The 14216-nt window shown below is 64.1% G+C and carries 13 protein-coding genes; 8 read left to right on the top strand and 5 right to left on the bottom strand.

Annotated features, from left to right (window positions below; translation table 11 throughout):
- Positions 1-107 precede the first annotated feature (107 nt).
- Together PAF12_RS00260 and PAF12_RS00255 are read left to right on the top strand one after the other, a co-directional pair.
- Positions 108-722, top strand: a complete 615-nt coding sequence (locus PAF12_RS00260) for a MarC family protein (protein ID WP_271108026.1) — start codon at positions 108-110, stop codon at positions 720-722.
- Positions 719-1291 carry a TIGR02281 family clan AA aspartic protease gene (locus PAF12_RS00255; protein WP_271108025.1) on the top strand — a complete coding sequence of 191 codons (573 nt, stop codon included), beginning with the start codon at positions 719-721 and terminating at the stop codon, positions 1289-1291. Before PAF12_RS00260 ends, PAF12_RS00255 begins: the two co-directional genes overlap by 4 nt.
- On the opposite strand, the gene PAF12_RS00250 is transcribed toward PAF12_RS00255, so the two are convergent.
- Positions 1288-1740 carry a DNA polymerase III subunit chi gene (locus tag PAF12_RS00250; protein WP_271108024.1) on the bottom strand — a complete coding sequence of 151 codons (453 nt, stop codon included), beginning with the start codon at positions 1738-1740 and terminating at the stop codon, positions 1288-1290. The two genes, PAF12_RS00255 and PAF12_RS00250, sit on opposite strands and share 4 nt — an antisense overlap.
- A 7-nt stretch (positions 1741-1747) precedes the next feature.
- Positions 1748-3346, bottom strand: a complete 1599-nt coding sequence (locus PAF12_RS00245; protein ID WP_271108023.1) for a leucyl aminopeptidase — start codon at positions 3344-3346, stop codon at positions 1748-1750.
- A gap of 127 nt (positions 3347-3473) precedes the next feature.
- On the opposite strand from PAF12_RS00245, the gene lptF reads away from it, so the two are divergent.
- The 6 genes from lptF to rsmA are packed head-to-tail and all read left to right on the top strand — an operon-like array spanning position 3474 to position 11145.
- Positions 3474-4610: an LPS export ABC transporter permease LptF gene (lptF, locus tag PAF12_RS00240; protein WP_271108022.1), complete on the top strand. Its 1137-nt coding sequence runs from the start codon at positions 3474-3476 to the stop codon at positions 4608-4610.
- The gene (gene lptG / locus PAF12_RS00235) at positions 4607-5707 is read left to right on the top strand and encodes an LPS export ABC transporter permease LptG (protein WP_271109613.1); all 1101 of its coding nucleotides are present in this window, start codon (positions 4607-4609) and stop codon (positions 5705-5707) included. The genes lptF and lptG overlap by 4 nt, the downstream gene beginning before the upstream one ends.
- Positions 5707-8043: an LPS-assembly protein LptD gene (gene lptD, locus PAF12_RS00230; protein ID WP_271108021.1), complete on the top strand. Its 2337-nt coding sequence runs from the start codon at positions 5707-5709 to the stop codon at positions 8041-8043. Before lptG ends, lptD begins: the two co-directional genes overlap by 1 nt.
- Before the next feature lie 32 nt (positions 8044-8075).
- Entirely contained in the window at positions 8076-9341 is a 1266-nt protein-coding gene (locus tag PAF12_RS00225; RefSeq protein WP_271108020.1) for a peptidylprolyl isomerase, read from the top strand.
- 2 nt (positions 9342-9343) lie between these two features.
- Positions 9344-10312, top strand: a complete 969-nt coding sequence (pdxA, locus tag PAF12_RS00220) for a 4-hydroxythreonine-4-phosphate dehydrogenase PdxA (RefSeq protein ID WP_271108019.1) — start codon at positions 9344-9346, stop codon at positions 10310-10312.
- Positions 10309-11145, top strand: a complete 837-nt coding sequence (gene rsmA / locus PAF12_RS00215) for a 16S rRNA (adenine(1518)-N(6)/adenine(1519)-N(6))-dimethyltransferase RsmA (protein ID WP_271108018.1) — start codon at positions 10309-10311, stop codon at positions 11143-11145. Before pdxA ends, rsmA begins: the two co-directional genes overlap by 4 nt.
- A 53-nt stretch (positions 11146-11198) precedes the next feature.
- Here rsmA and PAF12_RS00210 read toward each other — a convergent pair whose 3' ends face one another.
- From PAF12_RS00210 to prfA, 3 genes are all read right to left on the bottom strand, one after another.
- Positions 11199-12026 (bottom strand): DUF4167 domain-containing protein, encoded by an 828-nt coding sequence (locus PAF12_RS00210; protein WP_271108017.1) that lies wholly within the window; start codon positions 12024-12026, stop codon positions 11199-11201.
- Positions 12027-12275: 249 nt separating this feature from the next.
- The gene (prmC, locus tag PAF12_RS00205; protein ID WP_271108016.1) at positions 12276-13121 is read right to left on the bottom strand and encodes a peptide chain release factor N(5)-glutamine methyltransferase; all 846 of its coding nucleotides are present in this window, start codon (positions 13119-13121) and stop codon (positions 12276-12278) included.
- Positions 13118-14170, bottom strand: a complete 1053-nt coding sequence (prfA, locus tag PAF12_RS00200; RefSeq protein WP_271108015.1) for a peptide chain release factor 1 — start codon at positions 14168-14170, stop codon at positions 13118-13120. The genes prmC and prfA overlap by 4 nt, the downstream gene beginning before the upstream one ends.
- Between the last annotated feature and the right edge of the window lie 46 nt (positions 14171-14216).

Raw genomic sequence — 14216 nt, 5'->3', positions numbered from 1 at the left:
GGCGGGATTTGCAAAGAGCGTATCCGGCCCGAATGCTGACAATATATTGCGAAACCAAGCCGGATCGGCGACTTGGCAGGGCTGACAGACTGGGCCATAAGGCGCGCATGGAACTGGCAGCCATCATCACTGCTTTCGTTACGCTTTTCGTGGTCATCGACCCGGTCGGGCTGGCACCGCTGTTCATTGCCCTGACCGACGGCATGACCGACAGCGAGCGCAGGCGAATCGGCTGGCGGGCGATTTTCATCTCTGCCGTGCTGCTGACATTGTTCGGCCTGGCGGGGGACAACATCCTGTCCGCAGTCGGCATTTCCCTGCCCGCATTCCGTATCGCCGGCGGCATCCTGCTTTTTCTGACCGCGCTCGACATGCTGTTCGAACGCCGGACGGAACGGCGGGAGGGCCAGACGGAGCAGCATGCGCAGGATCCTTCGGTCTTTCCGCTGGCAACGCCGCTTCTGGCCGGTCCGGGCGCACTCGCCTCGATGATCCTGCTGGTCGGGACGGGGCAAGGACCGGTGCATACCCTGATCATTCATCTGGTGATGTTGTCGGTTCTCGGGCTTGCGATGATCCTGTTCATGCTCGCGGGACCGATTTCGCGCGTCCTTGGACGGACCGGAACGATGGTCGTGACCCGCTTGCTTGGCATGTTGCTCGCCGCACTCTCGGTCCAGTTCATCATAGACGGATTGCTCGGGTCGGGACTGTATCAATGAGCGGCGACTATATGCGTCTGGCCTATCTTCTTCTGCTTCTGGTTGCCGTTGTCGGATATCTGATTGTCGAGATGCGCAGCAATCCGGGAAAATCGGCGCGGCAACTTCTGGCATGGGGTCTCATCATTCTGGGTCTGATGGCAGGTTACGGTTTGTGGGAGGATATTCGCAGCGATGTCGCGCCCAGCCAGATTGTCGAGGGCCGGCGCATCGAGTTGCCGATGCGGCATGACGGGCATTTCCAGATTGAGATGGACCTGAACGATGTGCCGGTGCAATTCATGATCGACACCGGCGCGACCGAGATTGCCTTGCGCCGACGCGATGCCGAACGAATCGGCATAGACGCAGGAAGCCTCCGCTATATCGACATGGCCTCAACCGCCAACGGTGTCGTCTATACCGCCCCGGTCAGAATCGAGCACATCCGGATCGGTGAGATTGTCGACGAAAACGTGCCCGCCAGCGTGGTCGAGGGCGATCTCGATATCTCTCTGCTGGGCATGTCCTATCTGCGCCGCTTTGCCCGCGTGAGCTTTGAAGACGACGTGATGGTTCTGGAGCGCTAGCGCTTCTTTTCCCAGCGACCGCCCGCCTCCGACCAGTATTCCGCCATGATCCCGGCCCCGGTCAGGCTGCGCCATTGCTCCCTCGCACGCTCGACCGCCTGCGGATCATTGCCGTCGAACACCACGCAGACGCGGTCCAGCGCGCCCGCCTCCTCTCCCGCGACCTCTGCCCCGTCAAGCGCGATCAGGCATTGCGGCACATTTGCGGGTGGCGGCGCGGCGGCATCGCGCAGCAAGACCGGCTGACGGGCATCATGCTGACCACCCGCCAGACCATGCGGCAGAAAGCCCTCACCCATCCACAAAACTTCATCCAGCCGCGCCAGACGGTCCGCGTCGGTTCCGCGCAATTCCACACGCCAACCCGCCCCGATGGCCTTGCCGAGAAGCTGCGGCAGCAGCCTTTCGGCGGTCGAGCGGGTGAGGTGATAGAATAGCGCGTTGCCCAAACCCGGCTCAGCCCTCGTAATTGTCGCGGATCAGGCGGTTGAGTGTCATGACGCCCCAACCGGATGCGCCCTTGGGGGCCAGATCGGTCGCCGATGGCGGCAATGCGACGCCCGCAATGTCGATATGCGCCCAAGGCTGGTCCTTGCGGATGAACCGCTGCAGAAACTGCGCCGCCGTGATCGACCCTGCCGGACGACCGCCGGTGTTCTTCATATCCGCAAGCCGACTGTCGATCTGCTTGTCATAGGCAGTGGCGAGCGGCAGCCGCCACGCGCCCTCCCCCTCTGCCTTGGCAGCGCTGAGAAGCTGTCCGGCGAAATCGTCGTCATTCGAGAAAACGCCCGCATGATCGTGGCCAAGCGCGATGATGACAGCCCCCGTCAGCGTCGCCAGATCGATAACGGCTTTCGGCTGATATTCCTGCTGCGCGTACCAGAGCACATCGGCCAGAACCAAGCGGCCCTCGGCGTCGGTATTGATGACCTCGATCGTGTCACCCTTCATGGATTTCACGATGTCACCGGGTCGCTGCGCGCGGCCATCCGGCATATTCTCGACCAGACCGACCAGTCCGACGACATTGGCCTTTGCCCGACGCAGCGCGAGGGTGCGCATGACACCGGCCACGACGCCAGCGCCGCCCATATCCATCGTCATCTCTTCCATCCCGGCGGCAGGCTTGATCGAGATACCGCCGGTATCGAACACCACCCCCTTGCCGACGAAAGCCACCGGGGCGTCGTCCTTTGCGCCGCCATTCCAGCGCATCACCACCACCTTCGACGGCGATTCCGAGCCCTGCCCGACTGCCAGAAGCGCGCGCATCCCGAGCTTCGCGAGTTCGTCCTCCTCAAGGACGTCAACCTCCAGCCCAATCTCCTCCATCGCTTTCAGGCGGTCGGCAAAATCCGTGGTGGTCAGGACGTTTGCGGGCTCATTCACCAGATCGCGGGTGAAGAACACACCTTCCGCAACCGCAGCCTGATCCGTCACGCCCTTGGACAAAGCCTCCGGCTTGGCACACATGAAGGTCACACTCGCGCGCGCCGGATCGGGACCATCCGCACCGTTGCTGTCCCCGTCCTGCGACACATCCGCCGCATCGCCGAGAACGGCATTGTCCTGCCCGCCTCCGGCAATCATCTGCGGCGGATTTGCGGGATCGGCGCCATCGCCTTCGCCGCCATCGTCCTTCCTGGTCTTGTAGGCCGAAAAATCGTAACCACGCAGCGCCAGACCGAGCGCGACCTCGCCCGCTTGCGCGTGGTTTCCGGCCAACACCAGCATCTCGCCATCGCCAAGTTGCGCGCCAATCGCCGCACCGGCCTTGCGGGCTTCGGTCATACCGGCCTTTTTCGGCAGGCGAACCAGCATCACCGATTCGGCCTGCCATCCGGCCGGATACGCAAGCGTCAGGGCCTGCCCGGGTTTCAGCTTGCCGAAATCACGCGATTCCGCGGCGCGGACAAGGGCGGCACGGGCCGCCCGGGGCAGCTTGGGCGGCAGTTTTCCGTTGTCACCGAGGATAACGGCAACGCGGCCTTTGCGATCAGCGATCCCTTCCATGCTGGTTTCGGTAAAACGGATTTCGACCGGCTGGGCCATACGGAACTCTCCTTACTCGTTGCGGGCAAAGTTAGCCGCGCGCCGCCCGCTTTTCCAGAGTGCAGCGCGACGGTCTTTCCCCTTGCGTCATCAACGGCTAATCAGGGGCGAGCCCGAAGGACCGCGCATGAACCGTATCGACCGCTATATCCTGAAGTTGATGCTGATCCTCTTCGGCTTCTTCGCGCTTGTGCTGGTCGCGGTGTACTGGGTCAACCGGGCGGTCTCGCTGTTCGAGAACCTGATCGCGGACGGCCAGACAGCGCTTGTCGTGCTGGAGTTCACCTTGCTGACCCTGCCGCTCGTGATCTCCGTCGTGCTTCCGGTCGCGGCCTTTGCGGCAACCGCATATGGCACCAACCGGCTTTCGGGCGAATCCGAACTGGTGGCGATGCAAGCCGCCGGGCTGTCACCGTGGCGCATGGCTCGGCCGGTTCTGGTGTTCGGGATCATCGCCGCGGTCATGGTGGCGATCCTTGTCCACGCACTCGTTCCAATGGCGCGCGCACGGCTGGCGGAGCGGGAAGAACAGATCGCCGAGAATATCACCGCGCAGTTCCTCAAGGCTGGCGTATTCCAGTTCCCGGCCAGCGGGATAACCCTGTTCATTCGCGACATCACCCCACAGGGGGAGCTTGAAGGGCTGTTCCTGGAAGACGCACGCAACCCGGACAGCATCACCTCCTACAGTGCCGAGCGGGCGCTTATCGTGCGTTCGGATGAAGGGCCGAAGCTGGTCATGATCAGCGGCATGGTTCAGGCATTGCGGCAGACAGCAGAAACGCCGCGCCTGTCGCTGACCCGGTTCGAGGATCTCACCTATGATCTCGGCGCAATCGTCGGCGGCTCCGACCCCGATGACCGGGATCTGCGCGATTTTTCGACCGCCCGCTTGCTCAGCCCGGATGCGGAGTTGCTCGCGGCCACTGGCGAAACCGCCATGCGGGCCCGGCTGGAGGCGCATGAGCGTCTGGCACAACCGCTGCTGTCGCCGGTTGCAGCCATGCTTGGATTTGCAACCTTGCTGATCGGCGGGTTTTCCCGCTTCGGCGTCTGGCGGCAGGTCACATGGGCAATCCTGGCCCTGATCTTCGTGCAGCTTCTGACCAACTGGACAGCCAACCGCGCTGGCGAAGACCCGGCCTTGTGGCCGCTGCTTTACCTGCCATCGGCGGCAGGCGCGCTGATCTGCGTCTTTCTGCTATGGCTCGCAGCAAGGGCGCGGCGACCGCGACGACACGGGGCGGCAGGGGCAGCCACATGATCCTCGCCCGCTATATCGCGAACCGCTATCTGCGCGCCTTTCTGCTGCTTGCCGGGGTGTTTCTGGCCATCCTGCTGCTGATCGACATGGTAGAACAGATCCGCCGCTTCTCCGATGACGGGATCAGCATCGGCGGCGCTGCGCGGCTGTCGGCGCTGTCGGTCGCGGGTAGTTTCTACAATATCCTGCCACTGATCGCGCTGCTGGCCGGGATCATGCTGTTTCTCGGCCTGTCGCGCAGTTCCGAGATGGTGGCGATCCGCGCATCGGGCCGCTCCGCGCTCAGATGCGTGATGGCCCCGTCGGTCATGGCGCTGCTGATCGGGATATTCTGCGTGGGCATCCTGAACCCCATCGTTGCCGCGACCGAAGCGCGCTATTCTGCCGCTGTCGCCCGCATCGAATCGGGGACCGCGCAGACCGTAAGCCTCGGCAACGACTCCGTCTGGTTGCGGCAGGGGCTTGGCGAAAGCGAGGCGCAGATGATGATCCGCGCCGCCCGCACCAGCCCCGACGCCACCACGCTTTACGGCGCGAGTTTCATCATCTTCGAGCCGCAGACCGGGCCTGCCACACGCATCGAAGCTGCACAGGCGGAGTTGACCGATGGCGAATGGAAACTCACCAAGGTGAAGGAATGGCAGCTTACCGATGCCAATCCGGAGGCGGATGCGAGGGCGCTGAAATCCCTGATCCTGCCAACCGACCTGACCGCCGAGCGGATCCGGGACGGCTTCGGCAGCCCGCAAGCGATCCCGATCTGGGAGTTGCCGAAATATATCGCCGGGCTGAAACGGGCGGGGTTCTCCGCGCTGCGTCATCAGGTCTGGCTGCAAATGGAACTGGCGCTGCCGCTGATGCTGGCGGCAATGGTGCTGATTGCCTCGGTCTTCACGATGCGGCATATGCGCGGGCGCAAGACCGGCGGGCTGGTGCTGGGGGCATTTGCCGCCGGTCTGGGCTTGTTCTTCCTGCGCAGCATGGCGCAGGTTCTGGGTGAGAATGCGGGGGTTCCGCCGGCACTCGCAGGCTGGGCGCCGCCACTGGTCGCGATCCTGTTCGCCGTCGGGATCCTGCTGAGTTTAGAGGACGGATGATGCGCCGCCTGACCGTGATACTGCTCTGCATCGGCAGCACCGCAACGCCCGTGCTGGCGCAGGATCTGCCGCCTGAACCGTGGTGGGTGACGCATTCCTCATATGACGGCGCGGATGGTCCTGCCCTCGCCCCGACCGAGGATATCGACAGCAATGCGCCTTACGCAGACGGCACCGAGCTGAGCAAACTGACCAGCACGGTCCGTCCGCCGCGCCAGGATGTGACCATTTCCGGCGAGGATGTCGGCGATGACGGCGGGTCGGCGACGCTTCTGGCCGACTACATCACCTTGTCGGGCGACCGCACCCTGACCGCGTCCGGCGGGGTCGTCGTGTGGTATCAGGGCGCGCGTCTGGTGGCGGATCGGGTCAGCTATGATGGCGGCACCGGCGACATGACCATCACCGGCCCCATCCACCTGACCCGCCCCGGCCTTTCCGACAACGACGATGACGCCATCCTGATCGCCGATCAGGCGCAGCTTAGCCAGGATCTGCGCGAGGGCCTGCTGCGCGGCGCCCGGCTGGTGCTGGCGCGCGAAATGCAGTTGGCGGCGAAAGAGGTGATCCTGTCCGATAGCGGGCGCTACACCACGCTGAACAACGTCGTCGCCTCCTCCTGCCGGATCTGCGCCGAAGACCCGACGCCTTTATGGGAGGTACGGGCGCGGCGAATCACCCATGACAATGAGCAGAACACGCTGATTTTCGAACATCCCCAGCTTCGCGCTTTCGGCCTGCCGGTCGCCGCATGGCCCGGCACCGTCCGCGCCCCCGATCCGACGGTCGATCGGTTGTCGGGGTTCCTCAGGCCACGGGTGCGGACGACCTCGAATCTCGGCTTCGGGGTTATGGTCCCCTATTTCAGGCCGCTCGGGCCACATGCCGATGTGACCCTGACACCTTACCTGTCCGCCTCCTACACCGCCACGCTGATGGCCCGCTACCGTCAGGCGTTCTGGAATGGTGCGATGGAATGGAACGGCGCAATCACGCGCGATGACATCCGCGATGGCGAGACACGGGGATATCTGTTCGGTGCCGCTAAATGGGAGTTGCCGCGCGGCTATGAGCTGGGCCTGCAAGTGCAGATGGCCTCCGATGACGGCTATCTGCTGGATTACGACATTACCGATGCCGACCGCCTGTGGAGCGGGCTGACGCTGGTCCGGGTCAGCAAAGACAAGCTGGTCTGGGCGCGGGCCGGGAATTATCACTCGCTGCGCGATGACGAGGATAACGTCACCTCGCCCGCTCAGATTGCGGACACAATGTGGGCGCAACGCTGGCAGTTGGCGGGCGGCAATGCGGAACTGGAATGGTCGACCCACGCCCACAGGCGCCCCTCCGGCGAAAATATCGTGGGCCGGGATGTCGCCCGCGCATCTGTCGCATTCGACTGGAACCGGACGCAGATCCTGCCCGGCGGGTTCGTCGCGACCGGGGCTGCAGGGCTGAGTGCCGATTTCTATTCCATTCGCGACGATGACCGCTACCCGAACACGGCGGCACGAACGACCCCCTGGTTATCGGCAGAGCTGCGCTATCCGCTGACCGGCGGCGACCGTTATGCGTCGTATATGCTGGAACCCGTCATACAACTCGCCTGGTCGCCGGAGGATGACGACGATGACGACATCCCGAACGAGGACAGCCGCCAGATCGAATTTGACGAGGGCAATCTGTTCTCCCTCTCCCGCTATCCGGGCTGGGACGCGCGCGAATCCGGGCTGCGCGCCAATCTCGGCGTGACATGGACGCGCTTCGACCCAACCGGCTGGTCACTGTCGCTCGCAGGCGGCAGGGTCTATCGCAAGGATGAGGGCGACGACGCCGACACGCCGATGTCATTGCGCGGCAGCCGCTCCGACTGGCTGATGGCGGCGCATTATGCCAGCAATTCGGGTCTGAGCATCGCCAACCGCGCGCTTCTGGATGACGATTTCGAGATCAGCCGCGACGAACTGCGCATCGGCTGGGCGCGTCCGGGCCTGCAACTCAGCATGGGCTATCTGTGGATGGAGGCCGACCGGTTCGAGGATCGCGACAAGGATCTGTCCGAACTGACCGGCGAAATCGGCTGGCAGATCGCTGATGGATGGTGGGCCAGCGCCACGACGCGGCATGATCTGGAGGCGAACCGGGCACAGCGGGCCGGTTTCGGCATCGCCTATCGCAACGAATGCATCAGCGCGGAGCTGGAGGTGAACCGGCGCTTCACCGATACCGAGAAGGTCGACCCGGAAACCGACATCGACCTGTCGGTCCGGCTTGGCGGCTTCGGCAGGCAGCCTGCAGGCAAGGGCAGTGTGGCGCGCCGAAGCTGCTTGCGCTAGATTGGCGCAAAATTCAAAGGGGGCATGATTTCATGCGGCAGTTTCTTCTTTCCGTGACGCTCGCAGCCGGGCTTGGTGCCGGGGTCTCGGCTCCGCTTGCTGCGCAGGATTTTTCGCCCGTGGTTTATGTCAACAACTCGGTCGTGACCCAGTACGAGATCGACCAGCGTATCCGCTTCATGCAGGTGCTCAACTCCCCCGAAACCGGCAGCGCGGCGGCGGAAAAGGCGCTCATCGAAGACCGTCTTCGCATTGCCGCGGCGCGCGAGATCGGGATCGAGGTCAGCGATGTCGGGCTGGAAGAGGGGCTGGCGGAATTCGCCGGACGTGCCGGGCTGACAACGGGTGAGTTTATCCAGCTTCTCGAACAAAACGGCGTCGGACGGCAGGCCTATCGCGATTTCGTCAAGGCCGGCGTGGCATGGCGCGCCGTTGTCCGGGCGCGGATCGTCCCCGGCATCTCGGTCAGCGATGCCGAGGTCGAACAGGCCATGAAACGGGTGATCGAGACCCCACGCGTGATCCAGGTGCTTCTGTCCGAGCTGATCATCCCCGCCCCGCCGGGTCAGGAAAGCGCCGCAATGTCCCGCGCCGAACAGGTCACCCGCGAAGCTACCAGCGAGGGCGCATTTGCGGCCTTCGCGCGCCAGTATTCCGCCACGCCATCGCGTGATCGCGGCGGACGGCTCGAATGGATGAGCGTCGAGAATATGCCGCCCAGCCTGCGCCCGATCATCCTTGGCCTGCAACCCGGCCAGATGACGCCGCCGCTGACGGTTCCGGGGGCCGTGGTCCTGTTCTATCTGCGCGACACTCAGGGCGAGTTGCGTCCGGGTGCGAAAGAACAGCAGCTTGATTATCTGACCGTCACATTCGCTTCCCTTGCGGAGGCCCAGAACGCCGCCGCCCGCGCGACCTCCTGCGGAACGCTTTATGAAATGGCGGCTTCCTTGCCGGACGAGCAGGTGCAGCGGCGCACGGCCTCGCAAGGTGCGATTTTCGCCGATGTCGCGGTACGGCTGGCAACGCTGGACGAGAACGAGGCGACTGTGATCGGTCGTGGAGCCGCGGCAGATGTGGTGATGCTGTGTGAGCGGACCCCGGCGCTGCTGGCCGGGCTGGATGCCGGGCCGGTCGCCTCTGCCGCGACCGATGGCGAGACCGTAACGGAAGCCGATCCGAATGCGCTGCCCCAGCGTGATGCGGTGCGCGAGCAGATTTTCAACCGCAAAGTCAGCCTCGCCGCCGACGCCTATCTGGCGGAGCTGCGCGCCGACGCGGTGATCCGGCGGAACTAGGGGTGACGCATCCGATCATCGTGACCTGTGGCGAGCCTGCGGGGGTCGGCCCGGAAATCGCGCCCCGGCTGATCGACGCAGATGTGCCGTTGGTCTGGCTGGGTGATCCGCGCCATTTGCCCGACGGAACCGACTGGGCGGAGGTGACGGATCTGCGCAGCCTTCCAAACGGCAAGCTGCCGGTTCTGCGCCACGACTTCGCCGCGCCCAACCCGCCCGGCAAGCCCCAGCCGGCCAATGCACGCGGCGTGATCGAGGTGATCGAGCGGGCGGTTTCGCTGGCCATGACGGGCGACGCCGCCGGGATCTGCACCTTGCCGATCAACAAGAAGGCGCTCAAGGACGGGGCAGGCTTCCCCTTCCCCGGCCATACAGAGTTTCTCGCCCATCTGGCGGGGGGCGTGGATGTGGTGATGATGCTTGCTTCCACCAGCGTCGATCCACCTTGCCGGGTGGTTCCAGCGACAATCCATATCGCGCTTGCCGATGTCCCCGAACAGCTTACTGAGCAGACACTGGACACCGCCATCCGCGTCACCCACGACGCCATCATCCGCGATTTCGGGATAACGGAGCCGCGCATCGCCGTCGCCGGTCTCAACCCCCATGCGGGCGAGGGCGGGGCAATGGGCCGCGAGGAGCTGGAATGGATCGCCCCCCTCATCGAAAGGTTGCGAACCGAGGGCCTGCGGATCACCGGGCCGCTGCCTGCGGATACGATGTTTCACGCCCCGGCCAGACGCCGCTATGACGTCGCGATCTGCACCTATCACGATCAGGCCCTGATCCCGGTCAAGACGCTGGATTTCGCGGGCGGGGTCAATGTCACGCTTGGCCTGCCTTTCATCCGCACCTCCCCCGATCACGGCACCGCCTTCGACATCGCTGGCACGGGACAGGCCGACGCGGAAAGCGCCATTGCCGCATTGCGGATGGCATGGGAACTCGCCCGGACGCGGGGCACCGCATGAGTGCCATTGACGGCCTGCCCCCCCTGCGGGAGGTCATCGCGACCCACGATCTGCGCGCGAAGAAGCAGCTTGGCCAGAACTTCCTGCTCGACCTGAACCTGACCAGCAAGATCGCACGGCAAGCGGGCGATCTGAGCGGCAGCGACGTGCTGGAAATCGGTCCCGGCCCGGGCGGGCTGACGCGCGGACTTCTTGCCGAGGGCGCGCGCCATGTGCTTGCGATTGAGAAGGACGCCCGCGCCCTGCCCGCCCTGGCGGAGATCGCCGCCGCCTATCCGGGGCGGCTGACTGTGATCCACGGTGACGCGCTCGACATCGATCCGCTGGCGCATCTGACCCCGCCGATCCGGATCGCGGCAAATCTGCCGTATAATGTCGGGACCGAGTTGCTGATCCGCTGGCTGACACCCGCCGAATGGCCGCCCTTCTGGGAAACGCTGACCCTCATGTTTCAGCGCGAAGTGGCAGAGCGTATCGTGGCGCAACCCGGCTCCAAGGCCTATGGGCGGCTGGCGGTTCTGGCCCAATGGCGCAGCGACGCAAAAATCGTGATGTCCCTGCCGCCCGAGGCTTTTGTTCCTGCGCCGAAGGTTCACTCCGCCGTGGTCCAGTTGACCGCCCTGCCCGCGCCGCGCTTCCCTGCCGATGCCGAAATCCTGTCCCGCGTCGTCGCCGCCGCTTTCAACCAGCGACGGAAGATGCTGCGCAGCGCCCTGAAGGGGTTGCACCCGGATATCGAGGGGAAGCTGAACGCCGCAGGTATCGCGCCAACCGCCCGCGCCGAGGAGATCGGGCTGGAAGCCTTCTGCGCGCTCGCCCGCAGCTTGGCATAGAAAAAGGCCGGGCATCTGCCCGACCTTCCCGTATTCAACCAAGCCGCCCGGAGTTATTCGTCGGAGGTTTCCGTCGCCGGGACGCTGTCCTCAGCCATCTCTTCCGCAGCTTTTTTCGAGGCGCGCTTGCGGGCCGGTTTCTTCTCCGCCGGCTTGTCCTCGGCCGCGTCGTCGGCAGGTTTCGCCTTCGGCTTCCGGCCACGCGGCTCGCCCGTGCTGGCACGGCGTGTGCGGGGTTTCGGGGCGGGTGCGGCCTCCGCGTCCTCAGCAACCTCAGCCGAATTCGGGGCCTGCGTCTCAATCGGCCCATCAACTGCAGAGATCACGTCGGGCAGCCCTTCTGCGGCCGGCGCCGCATTCGCGACCGTCGCATCCTCGGACTTCTCGCCACGATGGCCGTTGCGATTATCGCCCCGGTTGCTGCGGCGCGCATCATCGGCCTCGGCACGGTCATTGCGCTCCGAGCCGTTCCGGTCTGACCCGTTGCGGTCGAAACCGTTCCGGTCCGACCGGTTCCCCCGCTGGTCACGGCCCTGCTGATGCCCGTTTTCCTCGCCATCGCCGTCACCACGCTGACCGTTATTGTTCTGGTGGTTCTGGTGATTTTGCTGGTTCTGCTGCTGACGCTCCGCCTGCTCGCGCTGCGCCTCGCCCAGCAGGCGGGTGTAGTGTTCGGCATGTTGCAGGAAAGCCTGCTCCGCCACGCGGTCATTCGAAAGCTGCGCATCGCGGGCGAGCGTGAGGTATTTGTCAATAATCTGCTGCGGCGTACCGCGCACCTTGCCCTCCGGCCCCGACGAATCGAAGACCCGGTTGACAATGTTACCAAGGGAGCGTTGACGGTTCGACTTCGAACGCGAACGGGATTTGGATGATCTCATCTGTCTGACTTTATCCAGCCGTCTGGAATGGTTCACTTGCCACCAACAATCTGCGTCAGGCCGCTCTGGCGGGTTCTCCCGCACCCAGACGTCGGCAATGTCGTGGCTGATCGGTGCGGCGAACCATGTCCACCAACACACAACTCCGAATAACCACGGCAGACGCGCCGTGACAAGCGAAAAATGAAGGTTTTAAGAAGGAATATGGCGTGTTTCTCCGTTTTTGGCAAAAATTTGGCGAATTAAACGTTAAAATGCGGCATGGACCACACGGTCACGACCGTCGAGATCGGAAAGGATGCGGGTCTTCGCCCCGACAGCCTCAAACAGCGCACAAACGGCACCGCCCTGTCGCCAACCGATTTCGACCAGCACATGACCGCCGGGGTTCAGATGCGCCTTTGCCCCTGCCACAATCACGCGATAGGCCGACAACCCGTCCGCCTCATCCGTCAACGCGCGACGCGGCTCCCATTCCCGGACCTCGGGGGACAGCGCCGCCATTTCATCCGCCGCGATATAGGGCGGGTTCGACACGATCAGATCGAACCGACCGTCGACCCCGTCGAACCAGTCCGCAACCGCAAACTCTGCCGTCACCCCAATCCGTTGCGCATTGTCACGGGCGACGGAAAGCGCGCCTTGCGAAATATCCGTACCGAGGCCGCGCGCAGCCGGACGCTCCGCCAACAGCGAAATCAGGATCGCGCCGGTTCCCGTCCCGAGATCCAGCACGCTGTCCCAAGGCAGTTCAAGCGCCGTTTCGACCAGCAATTCCGTCTCCGGACGCGGGTCGAGCGTATCGCGTGACACGCTGAAATCATGTTTCCAGAAAGAGCGATATCCGATGATCTGGCTGACCGGCTGGCGCGCGGTGCGCGCTTCGATCATATCCCGATAGGCAGGGATCAATTCCGGCGGGGCCTCCGCATTCAGGTGATCCCTCATATGGTGACGCTTGACCTGTTTGCCAAGAACCCGCGTCAGCGCAGCCATCATCAGCCGCGTCGCATCGCCCTGCGGGTCTTCAACACCGGCATCAGACAACCGTGCGATTGCGTCGGCCCACAAATCGGCCCCGCTTGGCCCGGTCATGCCTGCGCGGCGAGGCGCGCCGCCTGATCGTAGGAAATCAGCGCGTCGATGATCTCCGCCAGATCGCCCGCCATGACCTTGTCCAGAGCGTAAAGCGTCAGATTGATCCGGTGATCGGTCATCCTTCCTTGCGGGAAATTATAGGTCCGGATCCGCTCCGAACGGTCGCCGCTGCCGACCTGCGTCTTGCGGTCAGCGGCGCGTTCCGTATCCGCCCGCTCGCGTTCCATCTCATAAAGCCGCGCGCGAAGCACCGCCATCGCATTGGCCCGGTTCTGGTGCTGCGATTTCTCTGAGCTGGTGACGACGATCCCGGTCGGCAAATGGGTGATCCGCACCGCCGAATCGGTGGTGTTGACGTGCTGGCCACCCGCACCAGAGGCCCGCATGGTGTCGATCCGGATGTCGCCAGCGGGAATGTCGATCTCCACATCCTCTGCTTCCGGCAGCACGGCAACCGTCGCAGCGGATGTGTGGATGCGCCCGCCCGATTCGGTTTCCGGTACGCGCTGCACCCGATGCACGCCGGATTCGTATTTCAGACGCGCGAACACGCCTTCGCCCTCGATCCGGGCGACGGCTTCCTTGATCCCGCCAAGCTCGGTCTCGCTCAGTTCCAGAAGCTGAAAATCCCAGCCCTGCCCTTCCGCATAGCGGCGATACATGGACAGCAGGTCGCCGGCAAAAAGCGCTGCTTCCTCGCCCCCCGTTCCCGGACGGATTTCAAGGATCGCAGGCCGGGCGTCGGCCGCGTCCTTGGGCAGCAGGGCAATGCTCAGCTTCTGTTCAATATCCGGCAGCGCATCCTTCAGACGCTGAATTTCCTCCTCAGCCAGTTCTCGCATATCCGGGTCGGCCAGCATAAGCTGCGCCTCCTCCAGCCCCTCACGCGCGGCCCGCCATTCGGCGATTTGCGACACGACAGGTTTCAGCTCCGCATATTCGCGACTGATGGCCGCGATTTCATCGGCGGAAGGTCCGGCATTCAACTGCGCTTCGAGAAACTCGAAACGCTGCGTGATCTGGGCAAGGCGGTCTTCAGGAAGCATCCGTTGGGATTACCGCCAGGAGTTAGTAATGGTCAATGCAGTACCG

This window comes from Paracoccus sp. SCSIO 75233, from assembly GCF_027912675.1.
Classification (GTDB): domain Bacteria; phylum Pseudomonadota; class Alphaproteobacteria; order Rhodobacterales; family Rhodobacteraceae; genus Paracoccus.
The sequence above is the reverse complement of the archived record's forward strand: the minus strand, read 5'-3'. Positions and strand labels throughout refer to the sequence as shown.